Below are 19,467 nucleotides of genomic sequence, written 5' to 3'. Positions count from 1 at the left end.
ACGTCGAGGTCTTTCGGATGGATGGCGTAGGAACCTCCATCGTCGGGAGACCTCGACGTCTATCTGCGGACCGACGCGCCCGGCCGACCTACACCCTCATCTGGGAAGAGCCCTCAAACCCCATGGCTCGGTCGCTCGAGGGGTTGGTGAGCGCCACGAAGGGCACCCTCTAGCGAGTAGCTGTCGGCCCCGAGCCCATTTCCAACGACACAGCGTTCATCGGTGTTCGCCAGCCCAAGCATGGAAGAATCGCGGCCACAGCCAAGGTGACCCTTGGAAAACCGGGGCTGCGCGGTACGCCTCTAAGAAGCTGTCGCGACGAGCGGTCCGACCCCAGCCCGAACGGCCGCGGGGAGACTTCGAATCGTGAAATCAGTGATCGACCATCGCAACTCATCGAGGGGGATCGAGCGGAGCGCCTCCACCGCCGCGCTGGCACCTGCCTCAGACTTGATGTCTTGCAGAACCTCCACCAGGACATCCCGGACGTGCCAGCGGCTATGGTGAGTCCCGAGTCGCGCAAGAGCACGGACTACCTGCCCCAGCGCCTTCGGGTCTTGGGTTCCCCGCGCCACGCGACGCAAAAAGTTCGCAAGGGTGTCGCAGTATTCGAATGAGAAGCTTCCGGTTCCGGCGTGTGCGGCGAAGCGTTGGATCACACGGCCGAAGGCAGAAGGGTCCCATTCCCATAGCCACCTGATCGAGGCGAGATCCATCCAGGGGAGAACACGAACCAAAGACGCCATGTCCTCGTCGCTGGCTTCATCCAGCGTCAGCGCCCACTCGACCACGTTGATGAGGTCCTCTCCACCTGGACGACTCAGAAGCCTGTCTCGCAGCCGTTCAGCCTGCTCCTCTCTCGTTTCCCATGACCCATGCGATGCCTTCGCGCCCATTGCACGATCCATAGCCTCGACGAATTCCTCGACCGATTGGTAACGAGCGTCAGGAGCGTTGGCGATGGCCCTCTCGACCACGGGGCGTAGCACACTGACAGGCATCTCAGCGTTCACCGGCATCTCACCAGTCACCAGTTCCTGCAGGATCTTGCCCAGACTGTAGACATCCGAGCGATGATCCGCCGTCCTCGCCTGCTGCCACTGTTCTGGCGCCGTATAGACCCACGACCCGAGGCCCTGGCGGTATGTCGAGGTGAGTGGATCCGTATCTCGCTCCGCCTGCACGGCTAGTCCGAAGTCAGAGACCGCCCACGTCTCCGTGCTGCCGTCCTCGGCGCTAAGACGCAAGACATTCGCCGGCTTGAGATCACGGTGATAGACGCCGTGTTCGTGGACGTGGGCCAAACCCGCGCAAACCTGCCGCAGGATGTCGACGATCATGGGTGGTGTCAGTTCCGTGGTTGAGGCGAAGTCAGACAGACTGCCCTGCGCGATCGGCATTGCATACCAAATCTGGTCCGCAGAAGTATCTCCATCGGACAGAACTGGCACCACATTTGAATGGGTTAGATCCTGCATGATGCGTAGTTCACGTCGAAAGCGTTTGATCGCCTCGGCGTCAATGCTCCCGACGTCACGAAGAACCTTGATCGCGACTGTGTCGCCGGTCTTCTTGTCAGCGGCCCGGTAAACATCAGCGAAACCCCCACTACCAATTGCTGGATACTCCAGCAGAAAGCGGCCTCCGAGCGTTCGGCGAGCATCCTCAGCTGACGGACGGCCGGCCTTGGTGCGCCGGAGGCTGGAGCCGGCCCACGCAGCAATGACATCCAGGTCCCAGATCGGCCCCTGGGCGATCTCGCCGATCGGATCCGGAAAATCTGCACGTTGACGCAAGGCTGTTACCCGCGACAGGGAGACGCCTAGTTCCGCAGCCACCTCACTCGATCCACCAAGCCGCACAGCGCCCTCCTAAATAGTTGCTGGTGCTTCACCTTAACTTATTGGTGAAGTACCAGCAACGATTAAGAGTTCGAACTACTCTCCCGGTCCGTGTCGAACACTGCCGACTCGAACGCCGCCAACGCCCCAAAGGCCGCCGTCGGCAGCTCGCGAAGATGTCGCCGGATTGAAGCAAAAGATGCGATCAGCGCCGACCATGACTCACGGTCGCCAGGCACCGGAACGTTCAGTTTCTTGACGCCGTCGAAGTAGAGGCGCCGACGTACTGCTCCGCGGCTCTCCCGCTCGATCTCCGCCCTGCCCTGCTCGCTCTTGAGAAACATGAGGAGGTACTCCTCATCGAACGGGGTGTCGTCTGCCAGGCGGAAGACGACGTAGTCAGGACTGACCCACCCTGCCTCGTCTTCGCGACGACACAGCGCGATTGAGCCAACGTTGACACGCATTGGGTTGTAGACGAAGTCGCCCGGCCGAAGCTCCCGATAACGACTCGTGTCCTTTGCAGTCTTGCCTTTGAAGGGCGCAAGTCCGCCGGTATTGCTCACACCGACGTAGCGCTCAGGCAGCTGGTCGCCCGCACGTGGTCCAGCTTCCACCACCCAGTCGCCGATTGGGCGAGCTTCAGCAAGGGGGAAACGCTCCATGGAGCTATGAGCGGTGGCTAACGCCTGCGTGAGTTCAACCATCACGCCAAGACGAGTGTGAAGACCCTCGATGCGTTCGCCCGCCGTGTCAGCGCCTGTGACCAGAGCTGCGTTGGGCCATGGAATATCCAGATCGAAGCCGCTCTCGACTAACGCGTCGTAGGCGACCTCCCAAGCGCAGTCATCAGCCATGCCTTCAGTCAGCCACGCTTCAGCCCCCTTCAGCACGTCTGCCGTAATCGGGTTGGTCTTGCTGTAGGAGCGCTTCCCAGGTGGCGCGGGCACTTGATAGTAGCGAATCGTTTCGGTCCGGCCATTCTTGCCGAAGAAGATGATGTTCGTGCGTGTGTCAGGGGCAGTCGGAAAAACGCCAGTGGGCAGCCGTACGATGGCCGTTACGTTGAACTCGTTGATCAGTCGGCGTCGTACAGTTGAGAAGGCCGTTTCAGTGCGATAAAGGATGCCGTCAGGCAAAACGATGGCGGCGCGTCCACCGTCGCGCAGTTTAGCCATGCAGTGCTGCAAGAACAGCAACTCCGTCGCTGCAGACTTGCTGGGAAAGTTCTGCTGAACCTGGGGGTTTTCGGTGCCGCCGAATGGCGGGTTTGTCAAGATCACGCTGAATTGCTGGCTCGGGGCAACGTTGCGGGCATCCTGCTCAAGCGTGTTCCTCCGCACGACTTGTGGGTCTTCGACCCCATGCAGGATCAAGTTCATTGTGCCAACCAGCGCTGCGATCTCTCCGGATTCCTGCCCAAAGAAAGTCTTCGAGTTGAAAGTCGCACGTTGCTCGGTGGTCTTGGTATCCGGAGCCATGTGCTCAGCGGATCCCACAAGGAACCCCGCCGAACCCGAGCAGGGGTCGTACACAGTCTCTCCGAGCGTCGGGTTGACAATGCGGACCATCGCCTCAACAACTGGTCGGGGCGTGTAGAACTCCCCCGACCACCCAGCATCAGCTGTCTGCGCGAGCAATGACTCATAGATGACGCTCATCGCGTGGTGGTTGTCGAGCGCGTGGAAGTCGATGGAGTCGACGATGTTAACGACTTCCTTGAGCGAGTATCCCGACTTCATCACCGTGCGGATCTCTCCGAAGATCGCTCCCACTCGCTCGGCGCGGGAACTCCCCGACAATTCGCGCAAGTACGGCAACAGTTGTTCCGTGACGAACTCGATAAGCGCATCTCCTGTGAGGTCGCGATTGCGCGCCCACGTGGCCCAACGGAACTCGCGGCGAATCAATGGCCGGTACGTCGTACCGTCGATCTCGGCGACCAATTCGCGGTTCTCTTCGAGTGAATCGAAGACCTTTAAGAAGAGGAGCCAAGTAAGTTGCTCAAGATACTTCAGCGCATTCTTGGTGTTGTCGTCTGCACGCATCCGGTCGGATGCGGACTTAATCTTGGACTGGAGTTCGGAGAGGGTCATGCGTCTACTTCTGACTCGAACAGCACGGATTGGACGGTAGACAGGAAGGTGCCGACCGCCTCAGCGCCACCCAGAACTGACGTTACTCCAAGCACACCACCCCACTCGGAAAGGAACGGGGCGAGGCTGAAGAGTTCACTGCTCGCAACTTCGGCGACGCCACCGAGACGGAACTTGTCGAGGACGGCAGCGACGAACCCGTCGGGCAGAGCTGGGTAGCGCCGGACTAACTTAGCCTGCGCGGCGACAGCGCGGGCATCCAGGCTGAGCGGAGGAGCGTCGAACGCGGCGTGCCCGAGCAGGTCGAACCCGTCGAGGTCGTATCGGCCAAGGACCACGCTGAGAAGCTCCGGCGTGATCTGCCGCACAGATAGATACTCCTCAAGCTCGCGGCGACTCGCCCGCGACTGCCACGTGGCTCTGAGATCGTCAAGGGACGGGGTGCGTTCACTCACGACCGACCGGACACGGCTCAGATACTCGGCAGGATTCAATGTGTTGCCGTTGCCAAGATCGACCTCGATCTCGTCGGCGATGGCGACTTCGACACCCGAGATGCGAAGGCGACGCTCTCCCTGAGCCGGGCGACGGAGCGCGACCACCAGCGGCTGCGCGTCGGTATCGGTGGGATCCACTCGAAGGTGGCGACGGGTGTACCCGGTGGCAGCGACGAAGAGATCGAGTACAGAACTAGGCAGCTCATCGACCCGGAAGCGCGCGTCATCGTCGGCCCGCCACTCCGCAAGCAGACGGCTAACGACACGGATCGAGACTGAGGCTCCCGGGATCAGTTCCCCCGATTCCTCGTCCTGAACAATTCCGCTCAAGGAGTGCGTGCCTGTGGTCGCTCCAGCGACCGCAGGCACAGTGGGAAGATCCCAGTCGTCAAACAACCGAGTGGCGTTGGTGTAATCGATGACCCGGAAAAATGGGCTCTTGTGACTCATCCGTGGGTCATCGACCGGGCAAGGTGGGGCGGTGACCGCCGAGGTTGAGCATCGCGAGTGCGATGAGGGCGTCGGGTGAGCGGAATCCGAAGGCCATTCTCGTGATGAGTCGGATCTTGGTGTTGACCGACTCGACCAGCCCGTTGGAAAGGCCATGCTCGATCGCGGCGAGAATCTCGGTGCGGTGCCTGGAGATGCGCTGCTGGAGCTTGACGAACGACTCGATCCGACAACGCCGCGCCCAGGCGATCCACCTGTCGAGTGCGTCCGCGGCTTCGTCGGGCGGCAGCCGGAACACAGTGCGCAGACCCTCCTTCAGGAGGTAAGCGCGGTAGAGCCTGGGGTCGGTCTTCGCGATCCATTCCAGCTTGGCCTGTTGGCGATCGGTGAGGTTCTCGGGGTTCTTCCACAGTGCGTATCGGGCGTTCTTGAGGGCTCGCGCGTGACCGGTGGACACGACCAGACGACGGCCAGCGGCCCAGCCGTAGACCTTGGTGTTCCCGGCTCGACGCGCCTGGTTCCAGGCGTCGCGGCGCACGGCATCGAGCGCGTCGGTTGCCCACCCGACGACATGGAAAGGGTCGGCGCACCGCACCGCTTGGGGGCATCGCTCCCGGACGACGTTCGCGATCCATTCCGCACCATCAGCGGTGACGTGGGTGATCTGCGCACACCTGCCCTGCTCGGAAGCTTCCAACGCATCGAAGAACTTCTCCACGGTGGCGCGGTCGCGGCCGGGGCTGGCCCACACCAGCCGACCGGTGTCGTGATCGACGACCACGGTCAGGTACTTATAATGACGCTTGTAGGAGATCTCGTCGATCCCGATCCTCTGCAGTCCGGCGAACGCGTCGATCCCGGCGGCGGTGTCGTCCCAGACGCGGGCGATGATCGACCCGACCGTGCGCCACGCGACCCGCATCAGCTGTGTGATCGCCGACTTCGAGCACTGCGTAGCCAGCCAGGCGACCTGCTGGTCGAACGCCAGCGTGTGCCCGGCGCCGTGACGAGCCCACGGCACCTGGCGCACCGTCGGCCCGTGGACAGGGCAGTTCACCCGTGGCGCGCCAGCCTCCAGAAACACCTGCATCACGCCCAGATCCAGGCTGCGCCACCGGCGCCGTCCTTCACCATGGTCGTACCACGACGCCCGAGTGCCACACCGGCCACAACGGCCACGACCGGCTCGCCTGGGTCGCACGTGCGCGACGACGACCTCGCCCGCTCCGTCGAACTCGATCTCTTCAATGACTGTGTTCTCGACGCCCAGAAGGGCGCGCCATAGGCTGGCGTCTCGCACGCCGTTCTCCGCTCTGCAGTTGCTGACTCTCGACAAGCCAGAAACCTAGAGCGAGAGCGGCGTGCGGCCGTTCAGGCGCGACCAACGACCCACGGATGAGTCACAAGAGCCGAAAAATGTCTTACCGGTCGTCGGATCAAGTCTGCTGCCCCTCCCGATAATCTGTTTGAACGTCGTCACCGAACCGATCGCCTTCATGAACACGATGTTGCGCACCGACGGTGCATTCACGCCGGTCGACAGCAGATCAACGGTAGTCACGACAACAGGCTCAGCGCTCGAAGCGAGCTGGAATTGCTCAAGCAGGGGCTGCGCGTCGCGCTCTTCACTAACGATGCGGGCCGCATACAGGTTCCTGCCAGTCTCGGAGCCCAACAACGCCTGCATCTCAGAACGAACCAACTCGGCGTGCTCCATCGTTACGCAGAAGATCATGGTCTTGTCGAGAGCCCCGTAGGTGCGCAACAGCCCGGCCAGGTGCTCGCACATCAACCTTGTCCGGTCTGGCACGATGATCGCTCGCTCGAACTCCTTTATGTCGTAGCTGTCGCGTGGCGTGGCACCTTCCGGCACGATCAGTTCCGCACCGCGCTCGATCTCGTCACGGATGACGAGTCCTTCGTCAACGCTGGTGCTGATCTTCATCACTTTGTACGTCGCCAAGAATCCGTCATCGATCCCTCGACCGAGTGAGTACTCGAAGATGGGGCGAGGCTGCCCTTCCGCATCAAGATTCTCCGAGGCGAAATGGGCATAGGTATCGACCGAGTCACTCTGCTTCGGAGTGGCAGTCATGCCCAGGTGGAACGCGCCTTGGAAGTGTTCGAGGATCGCAGACCAGTCACCGTAGCCACTTCGATGGCACTCGTCGATGATCACCACGTCGAAGAAGTCAGGTGGGTACTGTTCGTAGACGCGACCGCCTCCGACCGCGTCTGCATAGAGCGACTGATAGATCGCGAAGTGGACGTCACGTTCTAAGGGCACCGCGCCGCCAGTCACGACGCCCCGCCGATCACCCAGGCCTCCGAACTCGTTGTAGGCCTGATCGCGCAGGCTGACACGGTCTGCAATGAAGAGCACGCGCCTTGCGTACTGACTTGAGAGCAGCTTGTGAACAAAGTTGAACGCTATGAATGTCTTGCCCGTCCCTGTCGCCAAGGACAGGAGTGCCCGGCGCCGCCCCAACAGGATTTGCTCAATCGACGCGCTGACGGCTCGCTCCTGGTAGTAGCGCATCGAGGGCGCTCCTGGGAGAGCGAACGCCGACTGCAGAAGCGGATTCGCAACCTGCCGCCCGTCTGGCGTCGTCACGGTGGGTCCCCTCCATGTCACCCGTTCGCGCCACCTTGTCACAAGTTCGTCCGGGCTTGGGAAGGCGCTGAGTCGACGAACGACTCCCGTTCTCAAGTCCTGCTCCACGACTTCGTGGCCGTTGCTAGAGAAGGCAAACGGGGCCTGCACATCGAACGCATACGCCAGCGCCTGTTGTAGTCCGGCCCCCGGAGCGTGAGCTTCATCCTTGGCTTCGAGCGACGCCAAAATCGCACCTCTCGGCTCTGCCCTCAGCACATAATCGATGAACTGCGGTTCGTCGCGAACGGTCTGCTCGCCCAGCAGGCGTAGACGCCCGGCTCGGTAGACGTATTCCTCCTCGATCAGCGCGGGCGTCCAACCCGCATCCGCGAGCAACGGGTCAATCAGCTGCTCGCGCGTCTCACGCTCGTTCATGGTCACGCGCGCTAGTCTTCCAAGAAGTGCCGACAGTTTGCGAGCCGCACCGCGGTCGGAGCGGGCAGATTCCCTCTTGGACTTGCATGTGCCCCGTTCAAATTGAACCGTGCACACGAGGTCGTGTGACCATGCAGGTAATCGGCGGACGACAGCGGACCCTTTGCGGACCACTCGCAAAATACGACGCCGCACCGCGGTCACTGTTGCTCGATTCGTGCAGCCAGCGGACTCACCGCGAGTTGCAACGCATGGAACCGGTCGCGTCGATCTGGGGCAACAGCCGCATGCAACGGGGCTTAGGAGGTTTCCGGTCGAGGAGGCCGTCCTCATCCCCTCGATCGGGGGAGTCGACATCGGCGCAGTGTCGTCGTCTGTCGAGATCACAGTCTCTGACCAATCGCTCGCCTACCGGCCGTTGAGCACACGGCCACCCAGCCGCACTTAATCGTGTTCCACGCGCAAAGAAGTGCGATCGGGTTAAGCCAGCCGGGACCGTCTGAGTTGATGATTGAAGTCAGACAGGCCCCGAGAAGACCGTAGGCGACCGTCAGGACCGCTGAGACCGGAAGCGCGAGACGTTGAGCCTCGGTAGTGCGCAGTGCGCGGATGAGGATGTTGGTTGGCGCGTAGGCGTCGAGGTAAGCGTGGACGGTTGCGGCCAGACGGACCGAGACCATCAGAATCATGGCGTTATCCCCTTCAGACGAACCGATGTTGTCTCTCCGGGGTAGCGCGCCAGCCGACTGGCGAGAGCAACAATCTCCGGCACCTGTGGACAACGACGGCTGGCGAGCGCCTGTGGAAACTCGTCAGCGAGCCATGACGGTCGGCTGGATCCCCGTGACACGGGGATCCACGGGGTCGCTGACCAACTCCTGTGTCCGCCGTAGAGCGGCCGCTGCGCGTTCTCGGTCGGCGCGCTGGGTGATGCTCGCAGGCACCGGTCCCAGCGGGTGAGCTCCGGTGATGCCGTAGCGGTCTCTGTAGGCAGCAATGATGCGGATCTGGTCGAAGCAGACGTGTAAGGCAGATGCGCCCTCAGTCGGACTGATGGTCGCAACCCACGGCTCACGGTCCTTGATTGCGCGCTCGGCCAGTGCGGCGGCGCGGGCTTCCATCAGCTCGCGGCGCTCGTCGAGCGCTTGACGCTGCTCGGCGGTCATCGGTCCGGAAGCAGCCGCGATCAAGCCGACGACAAGGTTCGGTGCTGCGCGGCGGCGGCCGGTTCGCTTGGGTCGTGCAGTGGCATGGTGGAGGCGGCTGATCAGCACGGCGCCGATGTCGTGGGCGTCCGCGAGTCCCCGGCTCGCGACAACCCGAGGGAGGACGATGGAGAGGCTGTAGCCGTTGGCTTCGGCACGGCGGAACTCCGCAGCCAGTGGCGCGAAGGAGTCAGAAGCCAGGAGGCGTTCGACGTCTGCCTCGTCCAACCCGATCTGGTGGACCAGCTTCGTCCAGCGGTCGCGTTGGGCTTCGGCGGCGATGGTCTCGTACTCGGCGGCCAACTGGGCGATGGACGACCAGTGCTCGTGCTCGGCCTCGATCATCTGGTGCGCCGACAGCTCGACACCGGAGCGTTTGAGGATGCCGTAGAGCACAGTCCGGGCGGTGACCTCTCCGTCCTGCGGCGGGGTGTGGGTGTCGTCCGGGTCGTCGAGTGCGACGTAGACAGTGTTCGATCGACGGCCACGGGTCATCGAGACGTACAGGTTCTCCCGGTTGGTGCGCTCCGAGGCGACCACGTGGGCGGTGTCGACCGTCATGCCCTGGGCCCGGTGCGCGGTGGTCGCATAGCCGAGGTCGACGCTCTCGCGGACGTAGGCCGCGGGCAGGACCACCGCACCCGCGCTTCTCTGGTCGAGGCGGGTGGCTAGGACGGAGCCGTCGGGCAGGACGTCAGTGATCCGCCAGCGATCGCCGTTGCGGACCCAGCCCCCTCGAAGCGACCGGAACTGCCGCTGGTTGCGGCGGGTGATGATCAGATCCCCGACCGACCCACGGTTGCCGTCAGCAAGCTCGACCTCGCGACCGGCTTCGGTCTCACCGGTAAGGATCCGCTCAGCGCGAGCTCGTTGATTGAGTCGGGTGACGGTGGCGGTGGCTTCGGTGACCAGAACGCTCGACAGCCCGGCCCGGATATCGGTGCGCCAGGCGTCGTAGGCGGCGTCGGTCATCTCGTCGGTGCCGCCGCTGTGGACACGGTCGTGGTGGAGGTAGATGCCGATCACGTCGGTGTCCCCTACCCGCAACGCAGCGGTGGCGGTGGCTTCCCAGTCATGGTCGAAGCGGAGGATCTCCACCAGTTCGGGGGTGTCATCCCGGGCGGCGGCGAGCATCGAGAACGCCCCACCAGCGTCGACGGACTGCAGTTGGGCCCAGTCCCCGACCAGGAGCACCTTCGCCCCTGCGTCGGCGACCAGACCGGTGATCCGGTCCAGCGTGTGCGTGCCGGCCAGCGTGGCTTCGTCGATGATCACCAACTGACCGCGGGCGAACTGGGCTCGGCCCCGGTCGTGCTCGTGGAGCCACTTGGCGGTGTTGTCACACACGATGCTCAGATCGTCAGCCAGAACCTGCGCTGCGGCAGCCGACGGAGCGAGCCCGACGACCGATCCGGGGCCATGGGTGGTGGTCCAGGCGGCATGCAAGGCACGCATCGCGGTCGTCTTCCCCGCCCCAGCCGGGCCAACCAAGAGGTCGACCTGCCGGCCTGAGGTGGCGATCTGGGCCAGCGCGTTCGCTTGCCCCTCGGACAGGTGGTGGCCAAGGACGTCGCGACTGGTGGCGCCCTCGACCGTGGCAAGATCGACTGCGGGTGCGGTCGCCGTGTTGGCGCGGACCAGGAGCCGGTCTTCGGCCGCGAGCAGGTCAGCGGAACTGAACACCACCGACTGGCGCGGCCGGAACCGACTCGAACCGTCAGCCCATCGGAAGGGTTCAGGGCTGGCCGCGAGCTCAGGTGGGGTGAGGCGAATGGATGCGCCGATGGCAGCGTCGACGATCAGGGCAACGACGGCCTCGCGGTCGCGGGCTGTGGCGAAGCGCCACTCCATCGTCTTCCTTGACGCCTCGGCCCACAGGTTCCAGTGCCGCCAGGTCGATCGCTTCTCCCCCACCACCGCCACCACCTGACGCCCGACCTCGGTAATCATGTCGAGCGGCACGTCTTCGGCGCGCAGCCCGATGCTGCCCGCATGGGCGAGAACCGAGTGCGCCCAGCCAGTCGGATCCGCACCCAGCAGACCTTGGGCTCGGTCACGCCACCCCGTCGTCAACTCAGCCAGTGAGTGCAGTTCCTTCTCGGGGCGGGTCGCGATTGTCGCCGTCGCTCGCAGTTCGATGATCGTCTTTGCCGATGGTCGCCGACCATACTCAGCGACGTACTCCTCAATCAGTCGGTCGGTCTCGATGTCGACATCACGGGAGCGGTTCGAGAACTCGCGGATCAGGTCGTCGCTTACGCCTGTGATCTCCAGTGCCTGGTTGCGGTCGGCGCCGCGGTCGCGGCGGTCCCAGGCGAGGCCGAGGCGTCGGGTGAGCAGGTCGGCCAGGACTGCGTTGTAGTGCTCGGAGATCGCGACCACGCTGCGGTGGATCGGGATCGAGTCGAGGCTGCGCCACTTCTGGTCGTAGACGGTGCGGACCTTGTTGGAGACGACCACGTGGGTGTGCAGTTGCGGGTCACCGCAGCGTGAGTCCCAGTGGTCGTATGCCGTCGCCGCCACGCCGGCGACCTCGTGCTGGGCGACGGCGCCGTTGCGGGCGTTAGCACCCGCCCTCGTGACAGCGATTTCACGCTCGAAGAACTCCAGCACCTCGGCTACGGCGTCGTGGTGGGCCTGCACAAGCTGCGTCTGCAGGTCAGCGTCCGCGAGTCCCCACAGCGCTGAGACTGACTTTGGGACGCTGAAGGTCAGGTCGAAGCCAGACACCGCAGTCTTCGGCCCCCGGGCTTCTTCCTCGTGGGTGATCCGGGCGACCACGTTCGCTCGTGTCTCCGCCGTCAACGCAAGGTCGAGCTCTGCGATGCGCTGGTCGATGCGCCCCTGCATCGACGGGTAGGTCGGATAGCCCCGTCCCAGTTGCTTGCCGGTGATCGGGTCGCGGCCGTGGACGAGGAGCAGTTCGAGTTGCGATGGCGTCACCTCCGCACCAACTGTCAGCTGGCCTGCCCCAAACTCGCGGACACCGGAGCCCAGCCAGACGCCTGGCGGCGTGCCGGCTTCGGCGTAGTACCGCGTCATCGGCGTACGCAACGCCCGGTTGCCGTCGCCCACGACGACGCTCTTGAGCAGGTAGTCGCACCCGTGTCCGGGGCTCATCTTCCGCAGCGACACCGTCACGACGCACCTCCTCGAAACGAAGGTGTGCCGGGTGTTCCGCCTCGCTGTGCCAGAGGTGTGACCGGATTGAGCAGCGGGCTGCGGAGCAGTCGATTTTCGGGCGATTGCGAGTGGCGGGCGCCGGCTGTGCACCTGATCAATGAGGTGCAGACAGGAGGAACGGATGTTGCGCAGATCACATTTCAATGGCTCAATGGTTGCAGGCGGTGAACTCGGTGGGACCGCTATCGGGGCGCCGTCTATTGCTCACCCGGGACTTTCTCGGTGGAGCAGTTGGACTCGGCCATGGTGAAATTCAGCAGAGCTTTCTCGGTCGCGACAGCAGGTCTCATGCTCGCCGCGGTGGCTGCCTGCGGCTCGGACAATGACACAGACTCCACGCCTACGCGGTCCCCAGGGGCCCGCGAAACGATCACCTCCCCCAGCCCGTCTCCGACTTCACCTGAGGATGAGGCGTCTGCCTCCGCGGTCGAGGCGGTGACCACGTACTACGCCACGATCGACTCGCTCCGCCAGGACCCTGAAGCTCCGATCAGCAACCTCGAAGCCGTGGCTGTGAGCACGCAACTCTCGGCACAGCAGAAGTTCCTGGCGAGCCAACGCAATGACGGGCTCTACCAAGTCGGCGACACCAAAGTCATCGAGACGAAGATCCAGTCGGTCAGTCTGGACAACTCTGATCCGTCAACGGGGCGGGTTCCCTCGGTGACCATCGATGTGTGTTGGGACGTCAGCGGCGCTGACCTTCTCGATGTCGACGGCAAGTCCGTCGTGCCATCAGACCGCGCGGACCGGGGTTGGACACGTCTGACCGTGGCGAACTACACCTGGGACACCGACCCCAAGGGTGGCTGGCGTATTGCCGGAGGCAAGGACATGGAGAAATCGCCGTGCACCGCGTAGGTCTGCAACTCCTTGTCCTTTCAGGACTACTCGCTGGGTTCCTGATCGGCGCCAGCACGCCAGCCGCGACGGCGGATAGCAAGACGGTGTGCCAGCAGCAGGACCCATTGTCAGGGATCTGCGTGGTGTGGGTGGTCGTCGAAGTGCCGAGCAACGAGAACGTCGACGACGGCCCGAAGGACACCGGCTCGGGCCAGAGCTGCTACTGGGACGGCACGAAACAGGGCATCACCAAGCCGCCCCCAGGACCGGTCCCCTGCACGTCGGAGTACGGATACTGGTCGAACACCTATCGCTGCTACATCCGCCTCCTCGACCCTCAACCGCCCGCCGGCGACCCAGCGTGGGAGGGACACGAGCCTGGCGACGGTGCGGTGTACGACTGCTACCAACCGCAGGCCCATCTCCTCATCCACATCTGGGCTGATAACCCTCCGGAGAACTCGGGCACGGGACCGAGCCCGCGCGACGTCGCGCAGTTGGCCATCGACGACATGGCGCTGCGGGCGATCGACGTCGGCATCACGCCAGAGCCAGGGGTGAACCGGATCGGGTTGGTCGGCATGCCGGTGTGGATGTGGGCGGCCAACCCTGACGACCACACCTACGGGCCGATCACAGCCACCGCCACTGCAGGTGGGATCACGATCACCGCGACGGCGAACGTGCAGAAGGTGACCTGGCAGATGGGCGACGGCACGACCGTCGAGTGCCGAACGGCAGGGACCCCGTACAAGGCCGCATACGGCAAGAAGCCGTCCCCGGACTGCGGTCACGTCTACACGAAGTCGAGCGCCGGAGAGCCCGGTGGCACCTACACGGTGACGGCGACGTCGTCGTGGGTGATCACGTGGGAGGGCGCCGGCCAGACCGGAACCATCCGCCTCGACGGCCTTCAGAGGTCAGTCGAGATCACCATCGGCGAGGCACAGGTGCTCGTGGAGTAACGGGCAGCGGCGAGAGGGCAGACGAAGATGAGCAGCACCGCGACACGGTATGAGCAATCGCAGATCCCCCCTCCGTCCTCTGCCGAGCCACCGTTGCCTCCACCTCCGAAGTTGCGACGACGTCCGGCCCTTATCGCTGCCGCGGTGGTGGCGATCTGTCTGGGCGCGATCCTTGGCGGTTGGGCGTGGACCGCCACGACCAACACTCAAGAAGTCCTCGCCTCACGTGCCGACATCGAGCGCGGGGCGATCATCGAGGCCGACGACCTGGTCCGGGTCCGGGTCAACAGTGACCCCGCCTTGAAGCCGGTCGGTGCGAGTTCTTTGGAGTCGGTGGTCGGGCAACGAGCCGCCGTCGACATCGCAGCTGGTTCGCTGCTGACGCCGTCGTCGTACGCCGACTCGGTAGTGCCGGCCGAGAACATGTCGGTCGTCGGCGTCGCGCTGACGTCGTCGCAGGCACCCGGGATGGACCTGCAGACGGGTGATCGGGTGCGGGTGGTTGCGACACCGGCCGAGGGCAGTGAGGCTCCGACTGGGGTTCCCTCGTTCAGCGAAGCCGAGGTGGTCGGCGTTCGAATCTCCGATGACACCGGTCAGCTCGTCGTGGATCTCTTGGTCCCCCACGCCGAGGCGGCCGTTCTGGCCACCCAGATCGCGAGCGGGAACGTCGTGATCGTGCTGGACTCCAGGGCGCGGTGACGTCATGACTGTCATTGCGCTCGGCTCTGCCTCCGGCTCCCCGGGAGTCACGACGACCGCTCTCGGGATGGCGTTGCTGTGGCCACGACCGGTGCTGCTGGTCGAAGCGGACGCCACCGGAGGGTCTGGCATCTTGGCGGGCTACTTCCGCGGCATCAAGTCCTACGACCAGGGCCTGGTTGAGCTGGCCCTCTCAGCTGACGACGTGGCCGACCTGCTGCCGCGGATCGCCCAACCGATCGGGTCCTCTACCGCGGCGTTCATCCCCGGTCCACGGGCCCACACCCAGGCGCCGGCACTCACCGGACTGTGGACGCCGCTGATGACGGCCCTGCAGGACCTCGAAGCGACCGGCCAGGACGCCATCGTCGACTGCGGTCGGCTCGGTCTCGTCGGATGGCCCGAGCCCGTGCTTGCCGAGTCAGATCTCTCCTTGATGCTGTGTAGGACGCACCTGCCTGCCATCGCAGCCACCCGCTCGTGGGCCGAAGCCGTCCAGCGTGGGCATCCGGCGTGGGCGAACCCTGGCGTGATGCTCGTGGGCGAGGGGCAGCCGTATTCGGCTAAGGAAGTCAGCAACGTCCTCGGGCTGCCGGTCCATGCAGTCGTCGCAGACGATCCGCAGTCCGCCGCGGTCTTGCACCGCGGCGTCACCATCCCCGACCGATTCGATCGCAGTCCATTGGTGCGCAGCCTTCAGGCCGCAATCTCCGCGATCCACGCCGCAGTGAACGTCCGGCGTGATGGCCTCGGCACGGAGGTGCTCTCCGATGTCCAGTGACCACCTTGTCCGTCCCACCAACGCCGATCCGCGGCTGATTGACCTGCCGCTGTTCGGCCAACCACTGCCCAGAACCCCCGCTGCGACTCCTCCGCGGCTGCCCGAGCCACCGGTTGCGTCGTCGTACGACGACGGGGAGATCGACTGGGGCGTCGTCGCCTCACTGCGCACACTTGCCTCGAAGCAACTGAGTCAGGCGGTGAGCGCGGAATCTTCTCGTCTGGACAGGACGGCGCAGACAGAGTTGGGCCGCGCCATCGTGCTGGATCTGATCGAGTCGACGATGGCCGATCGGGTCAACGACGGGCGCGGCGCGTGGAGCTCGACAGCCCAAGCGGCGCTGGCCCAAGCGGTGTTCGATTCCCTGTTCCGGCTTGGCCGGCTTCAACCACTGGTCGACGACGACCGGGTCGAGAACATCATCATCGCCGGGCACGACAACGTCATGCTCGAACTCATCGACGGATCTCTCATCGAGGGACCACCCGTCGCCGACTCCGATGCCGAACTGATCGACTTCCTGGTCTTCCTCGCTTCACGCAGCGAGGTGAACGCTCGCGGGTTCTCTGAAGCACAACCTCGGCTGCACCTGCGTCTTGACGGTGGCTCGCGATTGGCGGCTGCGGCGTGGGTGACGCCCCGACCATCGGTCGTGATCAGACGCCACCGGCTGATGCAGGTGACACTGGACGACCTCGTCGAGCGCGGAATGCTCTCACCGCTGCTGGCCTCGTTCCTGCGTGCCGCTGTCCGTGCCCGCAAGAGCATCGTGGTCTCGGGATGCCAAGGTGCCGGGAAGACGACGCTGGTGCGTGCTCTGTGCAGCGAGATCGATGAGCACGAGGCGATCGGCACGTTCGAGACCGAGTACGAACTCCACCTCAACGAACTGGGCCGTCACAAGATCGTGCATGCCTGGGAGGCACGCCCCGGCTCCGGCGAGCGTGGTGCTGACGGTCGCCTGGCCGGCGAGTTCGGCCTCGACGAGGCGCTGATCGACTCGTTCCGGTTCAACCTGTCGCGCCAGATCGTCGGCGAAGTCCGCGGCCGGGAGATCTGGGCGATGATCAAGGCGATGGAGTCCGGCACCGGATCCATCTCCACCACCCACGCCTCTGATGCCGTTGCCGCGATCCGCAAGCTCGTCACGTGCGCGATGGAGGCCGGGCCCCACGTCACCCACGAACTGGCGACGAGCAAGCTCGCCTCGACCATCGACCTGATCGTGCAACTAGATCTCACCACCGAGCGTGCAGCGGATGGGTTCCAGCGGCGCCGCTGTGTGCGTGAGGTGATCGCGGTCGCTCCGGGCGAACGCGAGACCGGCTACGCCACGACACACCTGTTCTCCCCCGATGCCTCCGGCACCGCACGGCCCGCGATCCTCCCCGAGGAGTACCGGGCGTTGGCGTCCTGCGGATTCGACCTGGGCGCGTTCCTCAGCGAGCAGCAGGTGTTGTCGTGATCGCCTTGGTGCCGGCCGTTGCGGGAGCGCTGATCGTCGCCGGAATCATCGGGTTGGTCGTCGGGCTGAAACCGGCGCCGGTGCGTCCGTCGCGGTCTCGTCCGGTTCGGCGCAAGCCGATGAGCGCTGCCACGAAGCGGCTGCTGCTGGTGGGCGTGGTCGGCGGGTGCTTGGCGTGGTTGGTGACGGGTTGGGCTCTCGCGCTGATCGCCGTTCCGGTGGCGTGCATTGGTGTGCCGATGCTGCTGTCCAACTCCGGTGCCGCAGCAAGGATCGACCGGCTCGAAGCCATGGAGGAATGGACGCGATCGCTGTCCGGTGTGCTGACTGTCGGCATCGGTCTGGAGCAGGCGCTGGTGGCCACTGAACGGTCGACTCCGAGCGCGATCCGGCCGGAGGTGCAGCGACTGGTCGCGCGTTTGCGTTCGCGGTGGAACACCGAGGAGGCGATCCGGTCGTTCGCTGACGAGCTCGATGACGCGACCGGAGATCTGGTGGCTGCGAACCTGATCCTCGCGGCACGCCGTCGGGGCGCTGGGTTGGCGCAGGTGCTGGAAAGTCTGGCCGAGTCGGTCTCTGCCGACGTACGCGCTCGACGTCAGATCGAGGCCGACCGCGCCAAGCCTCGCGCCACTGCCCGCTGGGTCACCATCATCAGCGTCGGGGTCCTGGTGATCCTCGCGATCTCCGGGACGTACGTCGAGCCATACCGCAATCCCCTGGGCCAGGTCATCCTGGTGACGCTGCTGGCTGCGTACGTCGCGACGTTGGTGTGGATGAAGCGAATGGCGATCGGCAAGCCGTTGGCACGCTTTCTCGTCGGCGCTTCGGGGACTGTGGGGCGGGCGTCATGATCGCGGGCCTGCCCTTGGCGATGGCGGCCGGCGCGCTGCTCATGCTCGGCGCCGTGCTGCTGGTCGCCCGGTTGCTACCAGCTCAGGTGGATCTCGCCGAGGCACTCGGGCGGCTCACACCATCCCGGCATGCCGATCTGGTTGCCTCCACCGAGTCGACCTCGGGCAAGGAACGCCTCGGTGTGTGGGCGATCCGGGTTCTGCCTCCCGGAATGTGGGTGCGCACGCCGACTCGGGAACTGGCGCTGCTGCGGATCCCGCTGGCGAAGTTCTACGGCGACAAGCTCACGTTCGCCGCACTCGGGTTGGTGGCGCCGCCCCTGCTCGGCGCCTTCTTCGAGGTCTTGGGCATAGGGCTGCCATTGATGGTGCCGGCGTTCGCCTCGGTCGCGCTGGCGGCGGTGTGCTTCTTCATCCCGAACTACAACGCCGTCGACGACGCGAAGCGGGCGCGGGTGGAGTTCGCGCGGGCGCTCGGTGCCTATATCGACCTGGTTGCGCTGGAGCGCCACAACGGCTCCGGCGTACGCCAGGCGATGGAGTCGGCTGCCGAGGTGGCGGACTCGTGGGTGTTCCGGCGGCTCAGTGAGGAGCTCGGCCGGTCCCGTTGGTCGGGGCTTCCGCCGTGGGATGCGTTGCATGCGCTAGCTGAGGAGCTTGGGCTGCCTGAGTTGGAGGACTTCGCCGACATCATGCGGCTCTCCGGTGAGGAGGGCGCAGCGGTCTACGGCAACCTGCGGGCTCGTTCCGCCGCGATGCGCACGGCAATGCTCAATGCCGAAATCGCCCAGGCCAACGCGGTCGGCGAACGGATGACGATCCCCGGCTCCCTGCTCGGAGTCATCTTCATGGCGCTGCTCGTGGCGCCGTCCCTGCTGCGGATGTTCAGCGGCACCTGAATGTGAGAAGGAAGGAAGAAGCCATGAAGCGATTGATGACGGCGGTCACGACACTGATGCTCGTCTGGGAAGGCCGACTGAAACGTGACGAGCGCGGCTCGGTCACCACTGAGCACGTCTTGTGGGCGGTGGCGGTGATCGCCATCGTCGGGATCGTGGTCGCGGCGGTGAAGACCTTTGTCGAGATCCAGGCCGGCAAGATCAACTGAGCGACGACGGGATCAGCGTGGTTCGGTTTCGGTCGAACTCGTGATCCTGCTGCCGGCTCTGTTCGCGGTCCTCTTCCTGGGGTTGCAGGCCGCGCTCTACTACCACGCCCGAACGGTCGCGATCGCCGCCGCACAGGAGGGCGCCCGAGCAGCCGGCGCGGAGACCGGAAGCGAATCTCGCGGTGTCGACGCTGCCAACGCGTTCATCGATGACATCGGCAACGACGTCCTCCAGCAGGCCGTCGCCCAAGCCGAACGTACGGCGACCACGGCCACCGTGATCGTCGAAGCGCGCAGCCTCAGCGTCATTCCCGGCTGGAATCCGGTGATCCGCCAGAGCGCCACCGTCCCTGTCGAACGGGTGACCGCACCCTCCCGTGAGTTCACGAATTCTGAAGGGTATGCCGGTGGGAACTGACGGCTTGAGCCTCTCACAGAACGCGGTT

General features: G+C 64.7%; 16 protein-coding genes. 9 read left to right on the top strand and 7 right to left on the bottom strand.

All coding sequences use genetic code 11. The features are described 5' to 3' along the window. Positions 1 to 302 precede the first annotated feature (302 nt). From ABKW28_RS20155 to mobF, 7 genes are all read right to left on the bottom strand, one after another. Positions 303 to 1,862: a serine/threonine-protein kinase gene (locus tag ABKW28_RS20155; protein ID WP_300399949.1), complete on the bottom strand. Its 1,560-nt coding sequence runs from the start codon at positions 1,860 to 1,862 to the stop codon at positions 303 to 305. 62 nt (positions 1,863 to 1,924) lie between these two features. Then, entirely contained in the window at positions 1,925 to 3,937 is a 2,013-nt protein-coding gene (locus ABKW28_RS20150; RefSeq protein WP_300399948.1) for an N-6 DNA methylase, read from the bottom strand. After that, positions 3,934 to 4,884 carry a type I restriction-modification enzyme R subunit C-terminal domain-containing protein gene (locus ABKW28_RS20145; protein ID WP_348612735.1) on the bottom strand — a complete coding sequence of 317 codons (951 nt, stop codon included), beginning with the start codon at positions 4,882 to 4,884 and terminating at the stop codon, positions 3,934 to 3,936. Before ABKW28_RS20145 ends, ABKW28_RS20150 begins: the two co-directional genes overlap by 4 nt. 7 nt (positions 4,885 to 4,891) lie before the next feature. Continuing rightward, positions 4,892 to 6,184 (bottom strand): ISL3 family transposase, encoded by a 1,293-nt coding sequence (locus tag ABKW28_RS20140; RefSeq protein WP_348612733.1) that lies wholly within the window; start codon positions 6,182 to 6,184, stop codon positions 4,892 to 4,894. A gap of 45 nt (positions 6,185 to 6,229) precedes the next feature. Continuing rightward, entirely contained in the window at positions 6,230 to 7,915 is a 1,686-nt protein-coding gene (locus ABKW28_RS20135) for a DEAD/DEAH box helicase family protein (RefSeq protein ID WP_348612737.1), read from the bottom strand. 383 nt (positions 7,916 to 8,298) lie between these two features. Continuing rightward, positions 8,299 to 8,604, bottom strand: coding sequence for a hypothetical protein (locus ABKW28_RS20130; protein WP_348612731.1), 306 nt, complete (start codon positions 8,602 to 8,604; stop codon positions 8,299 to 8,301). 123 nt (positions 8,605 to 8,727) lie between these two features. Beyond that, entirely contained in the window at positions 8,728 to 12,261 is a 3,534-nt protein-coding gene (gene mobF, locus ABKW28_RS20125) for a MobF family relaxase (RefSeq protein ID WP_300399947.1), read from the bottom strand. Between the two features lie 264 nt (positions 12,262 to 12,525). Between mobF and ABKW28_RS20120 the strand changes: the two genes are divergently transcribed. The 9 genes from ABKW28_RS20120 to ABKW28_RS20080 all read left to right on the top strand — a co-directional run bounded on the left by ABKW28_RS20120 (position 12,526) and on the right by ABKW28_RS20080 (position 19,439). After that, positions 12,526 to 13,164 carry a hypothetical protein gene (locus ABKW28_RS20120; RefSeq protein ID WP_348612729.1) on the top strand — a complete coding sequence of 213 codons (639 nt, stop codon included), beginning with the start codon at positions 12,526 to 12,528 and terminating at the stop codon, positions 13,162 to 13,164. A gap of 86 nt (positions 13,165 to 13,250) precedes the next feature. Further along, positions 13,251 to 14,111: a hypothetical protein gene (locus tag ABKW28_RS20115; RefSeq protein WP_348612727.1), complete on the top strand. Its 861-nt coding sequence runs from the start codon at positions 13,251 to 13,253 to the stop codon at positions 14,109 to 14,111. 144 nt (positions 14,112 to 14,255) lie between these two features. Beyond that, positions 14,256 to 14,813 carry an SAF domain-containing protein gene (locus ABKW28_RS20110; protein WP_300399944.1) on the top strand — a complete coding sequence of 186 codons (558 nt, stop codon included), beginning with the start codon at positions 14,256 to 14,258 and terminating at the stop codon, positions 14,811 to 14,813. Positions 14,814 to 14,880: 67 nt separating this feature from the next. Further along, positions 14,881 to 15,594, top strand: a complete 714-nt coding sequence (locus tag ABKW28_RS20105) for a hypothetical protein (protein ID WP_300399943.1) — start codon at positions 14,881 to 14,883, stop codon at positions 15,592 to 15,594. Continuing rightward, positions 15,584 to 17,059 carry an ATPase, T2SS/T4P/T4SS family gene (locus ABKW28_RS20100; RefSeq protein WP_300399942.1) on the top strand — a complete coding sequence of 492 codons (1,476 nt, stop codon included), beginning with the start codon at positions 15,584 to 15,586 and terminating at the stop codon, positions 17,057 to 17,059. The genes ABKW28_RS20105 and ABKW28_RS20100 overlap by 11 nt, the downstream gene beginning before the upstream one ends. Next, positions 17,056 to 17,913: a type II secretion system F family protein gene (locus ABKW28_RS20095; RefSeq protein ID WP_300399941.1), complete on the top strand. Its 858-nt coding sequence runs from the start codon at positions 17,056 to 17,058 to the stop codon at positions 17,911 to 17,913. Before ABKW28_RS20100 ends, ABKW28_RS20095 begins: the two co-directional genes overlap by 4 nt. Further along, positions 17,910 to 18,812 (top strand): type II secretion system F family protein, encoded by a 903-nt coding sequence (locus ABKW28_RS20090; RefSeq protein ID WP_300399940.1) that lies wholly within the window; start codon positions 17,910 to 17,912, stop codon positions 18,810 to 18,812. Before ABKW28_RS20095 ends, ABKW28_RS20090 begins: the two co-directional genes overlap by 4 nt. A gap of 23 nt (positions 18,813 to 18,835) precedes the next feature. Beyond that, a complete protein-coding gene (locus tag ABKW28_RS20085) occupies positions 18,836 to 19,021 on the top strand; it encodes a hypothetical protein (protein WP_300399939.1) in 186 nt (61 codons plus the stop codon). Further along, the gene (locus ABKW28_RS20080) at positions 18,990 to 19,439 is read left to right on the top strand and encodes a TadE family protein (RefSeq protein ID WP_348612725.1); all 450 of its coding nucleotides are present in this window, start codon (positions 18,990 to 18,992) and stop codon (positions 19,437 to 19,439) included. The genes ABKW28_RS20085 and ABKW28_RS20080 overlap by 32 nt, the downstream gene beginning before the upstream one ends. Positions 19,440 to 19,467 lie beyond the last annotated feature (28 nt).

The sequence above is a fragment of the Nocardioides sp. 31GB23 genome, from assembly GCF_040012395.1.
Lineage (GTDB): Bacteria > Actinomycetota > Actinomycetes > Propionibacteriales > Nocardioidaceae > Nocardioides > Nocardioides salarius.
The sequence above is the reverse complement of the archived record's forward strand: the minus strand, read 5'-3'. Positions and strand labels throughout refer to the sequence as shown.